This is a genomic window from Mesorhizobium sp. L103C119B0 (assembly GCF_000502235.1).
Classification (GTDB): domain Bacteria; phylum Pseudomonadota; class Alphaproteobacteria; order Rhizobiales; family Rhizobiaceae; genus Mesorhizobium.
On the sequence record NZ_AYXE01000058.1, the window covers coordinates 1 to 3,303 of the forward strand.

Here is a 3,303-nt window from a genome sequence, read left to right on the forward strand (position 1 = left end):
CGCCGTCGCCGGATTCGAGAAGTCGGGCCATTTTTTCTTCAATCCGCCGATCGGCCGCGGCTATGATGACGGTCTCATCACGGCAATAGCCATATGTGAGATGCTCGTCCGCAACCCCACAAGTTCGATGGCCGATCTCTATCGCGCGCTGCCGCTGACCTTCGGCACGCCGACCATGTCGCCGCATTGCGCCGATGACGTGAAATACGGCGTGGTCGATCGGGTGGTGGCGGACTTCCAGGCGATGCAGCGCGCCGGCAAGACTTTTGCCGGCCAGAAGATCGCTGACCTGATCACCGTCAACGGCGTGCGCGTCGTGGCCGAGGATGGCACTTGGGGGCTGGTGCGGGCGTCGTCGAACAAGCCGGAGCTTGTCGTGGTTGTCGAAAGCCCGGTATCGTCCGACCGCCGCCGGCAGATGTTCGANGTACGGGCGTCGTCGAACAAGCCGGAGCTTGTCGTGGTTGTCGAAAGCCCGGTATCGTCCGACCGCCGCCGGCAGATGTTCGAAGCGGTCGACGCCGTGCTGCGCCGCAGCCCGGATGTCGGCGCTTACAACCAGACGTTCTGAGAGGCGTTTGCCATTTGGTCTGAGGGTGGACATGGACTGGGTCAAAGACGTGAAGCCCGTGCGAGGCTGATGTTTCAAACCAACTGGCGCCCACCTGTCTGGTACGACACGACAGATGGAGCCTAGCTCGTTGACCGGCAGCCGATAATTTGCAGTGGTCTCCTGCGGTGAGGTCGTCGCGACGGAGCATCCGATTGGCCGTCCGGCGGTTCGGGCTTCCCACCCGCGCGAAGGTCGACAGAGATTGGACTTATCGACGGCGATCCCTGCTCTGGCGTCATGTTGCGGCGAAGTCAGTCATTCCGTCTACCTGACTTGCCCGGCCCCCTTTCGCTCACATCTCCCTTGGGTGGCATGCAAGAATTAGCAACGCCACCATTGATCCCAGTCAGCAAACCTCCAGTACTCCATATGCTGTAGTACTCCTCTGGAAGCCATCTCAAGGGATAGTTTTCTCTCCTGAAAAACGCCTTGCGCATGGTCGCTCCAAGGGACAGGTTGGCACGCCGGAGCTCTAGCGCCCGGCTCGGCCCGGCTGCCTAATCCTGTCGCCAAGGATCCCCCGCCAGCAGCCGGGCCCGAGCGGCTGAGGGGACAGCCAACCTACCTATTTGTGGCGCGGTTGCTACTCGGAAGGACTAATTGCCAACCGGGCGGGGCGGGGGCATCATGGCCAATGCGATTTTCGGCTACCAGACTTGCTTTGTGTGCGCAGGCATTCGCGACCAAGGCCGCCGCAGCCATGTTCGGCATAGGGAAGCCGTCCGCGATACGGGCGCTCACAAAAACGCCGCCAGTGAGGGTCCTGGCCATAGAGGGATTTGTGTGCATGTCGATACTCAGCTTCAAGTCCAGATGTCCGCCGCCTAGTCGGCCTGCGGGGGTCGCGCGGTTCGATTTTCTGGCAATGATCTTCGAGAAGTTTGCTACCGAGTTGGATGCCGAGAAAGAAGACTTCGTAAACCGATACAGAATCAGTGTCACCAACGCCGCCTTTCTGGACGAGGCGATTGAGAACCTTTCTGTGTCGCCAGATCGCTCTTCCCAACTTAGCAGGCTGACAAAACTAATCTTGAGCTACGAACGGCGGATCGCGATGCTGTCACGCCAGACAGATGCGATCGCAGAATTTCGCGCTTCAATGCATAGCCTCCGAGGTGACGCAGCAGCGCGCCGTGATATGCGCGATGTAGCGTTCTGAAAGCGTGGAACGCTCCCCTTTGAGCAGCAAGAAGAAATGTCGGCAGGCAAGCCGCCTCTCGCGAGGCAGGCGTCTCCGTGTCGTATTGCCAGACCGTTCAGGCGTCCGTAGGGTCCAGGATGCAAATTTACCTGCGACGTGTCTTTTTGTTGGGCTGCACGATTGCACCTTCGGCTTAATCGGTCTGGTGTTCGTTCAGCTTGACGGCTCTCGTCTGTGCGTCGGAGACGGTGCGGTATCGGCTGGCTTCGGCTGCTCGCTGGATGTCTAGCGCCTGCGGCCCACCGGACGTGAGGTTGACCGACACCCCATAGATTTTCCACTGCCGGTTCGCCGGTTCGAACAAAAGCTCGAAATGGCCTGCAGCGGCACCGATGGGAAAAAAAACCGCCATGTGCAGCGTGCCGTTCGGCTCGACCTGCGGCAGCAAGGTCACTCGCGGCTCAAGCACCGCTACTGCGCTCAAGTCGAGCTCTTGCTCGCGCAGGCTGGCAAAGATGTCACCGAGCCCAACTCCGCTGTTGGACTGAAAATTGGGCGAACCGAGACCGCGCAGCACGGTGTAGTTGCCAGTCTTGCTAGCCTGATCGAGCGCCAGCAGCACACTCAGGATCAGCACACCGTTGCGGTCGATGTTGGCAGGGTACGCGCTAGTTTCATTGCAAGCACGAACTCGCCGCAAGTTTCGCCCCGCAACTCGCATTCCCAGCCGATTTGACATAGTTGGCCGAGGGGCGCTGCGGCTTGCCGAAGATGCCGCCCGCCTCGACCTGAGAGGTCGACGCCTTGGAGGTGGAGCAGGCGGCGATTTCGTCCGGCGCGCTCGCAGCGTCTCGTTCAGATGAGGGTTTCCGGTTTCGGTTGCAGGTCGAGTTCTCGCTGCAACGCTGCGCGGCAATTTTCGTATTGCCTCAGCGCGAGATTGATCCGGCCCTTTGGCCGCATAGGCTCGCATCAGAGCGCGATGGACATTCTCCCTCAGCGGCTCCATAGCCAGCAGGTGCGTTGCCGCGCGCATATGCCCAGTAGGCCAAGGTGGCGCTTGATCGACCTGAATTTGCGGCTCCTCAAAGCTTATGATGTAGTCAGGAAACACCGACTTTTCGGGCTCAGCTGCGGGAGCTTTTGACTCAGCCTGGAGTGCGCCCCTGCGGGTGGACGGAGATCAGGCCGCTGATTTGCCAGTGTGCCGGACGTGTTGATCCTCGAACTGCTTTGGGCTGAGATATCCCAGCGCCGAATGGAGCCTGCGTTTGTTGTAGAGCTCGTCGATGAAGTGGGGAAGGTGTGCTGCGACTTCCTCGAAGGTTTCGAGCACCATCGGGTAGATCACCTCGACCTTCAGCGTTTTCATGAAGCTCTCTGCCCTGGCATTGTCATAAGGGTTGCCCCTGCGGCCCATCGAACCCGCCAGACCATGGCTGGCGAGAAGCTGCCGGTAGGCCTCGGCGGCATACTGGGCGGATTCAAACGGTCGTCGCAACACTCTGACATTGGAGGTTGCGATGACTATTCAAAAGCGGCGATCACA

The 3,303-nt window shown here is 60.0% G+C and carries 4 protein-coding genes and 1 pseudogene; 2 read left to right on the forward strand and 3 right to left on the reverse strand.

All coding sequences use genetic code 11. The annotated features are described in order from the left end of the window. Both X728_RS0136860 and X728_RS1000000168125 read left to right on the forward strand, forming a co-directional pair. Window positions 1–571, forward strand: a pseudogene (locus tag X728_RS0136860) (hypothetical protein); the annotation flags it as partial. An 829-nt stretch (window positions 572–1,400) separates the two neighbouring features. Then, the gene (locus X728_RS1000000168125) at window positions 1,401–1,772 is read left to right on the forward strand and encodes a hypothetical protein (RefSeq protein WP_155924078.1); all 372 of its coding nucleotides are present in this window, start codon (window positions 1,401–1,403) and stop codon (window positions 1,770–1,772) included. A 175-nt stretch (window positions 1,773–1,947) separates the two neighbouring features. Here the strand turns inward: X728_RS1000000168125 and X728_RS1000000170865 are convergent, their stop codons facing one another. From X728_RS1000000170865 to X728_RS1000000171980, 3 genes are all read right to left on the reverse strand, one after another. Beyond that, window positions 1,948–2,376, reverse strand: coding sequence for a hypothetical protein (locus X728_RS1000000170865; protein WP_196815133.1), 429 nt, complete (start codon window positions 2,374–2,376; stop codon window positions 1,948–1,950). A 233-nt stretch (window positions 2,377–2,609) separates the two neighbouring features. After that, on the reverse strand, window positions 2,610–2,717 hold the full coding sequence (locus X728_RS1000000171975) for a BTAD domain-containing putative transcriptional regulator (RefSeq protein WP_245266242.1): 108 nt from the start codon (window positions 2,715–2,717) through the stop codon (window positions 2,610–2,612). A gap of 220 nt (window positions 2,718–2,937) precedes the next feature. Beyond that, a complete protein-coding gene (locus tag X728_RS1000000171980) occupies window positions 2,938–3,174 on the reverse strand; it encodes an integrase core domain-containing protein (RefSeq protein ID WP_280792392.1) in 237 nt (78 codons plus the stop codon). Window positions 3,175–3,303 lie beyond the last annotated feature (129 nt).

Bases quoted from the DNA above. Each gene is read 5' to 3' on its own strand.
- X728_RS1000000168125 (WP_155924078.1), top strand. From the start codon at position 1,401: ATGTCGATACTCAGCTTCAAGTCCAGATGTCCGCCGCCTAGTCGGCCT.
- X728_RS1000000171975 (WP_245266242.1), bottom strand. From the start codon at position 2,717: ATGCGGCCAAAGGGCCGGATCAATCTCGCGCTGAGGCAATACGAAAAT.
- X728_RS1000000171980 (WP_280792392.1), bottom strand. From the start codon at position 3,174: ATGGGCCGCAGGGGCAACCCTTATGACAATGCCAGGGCAGAGAGCTTC.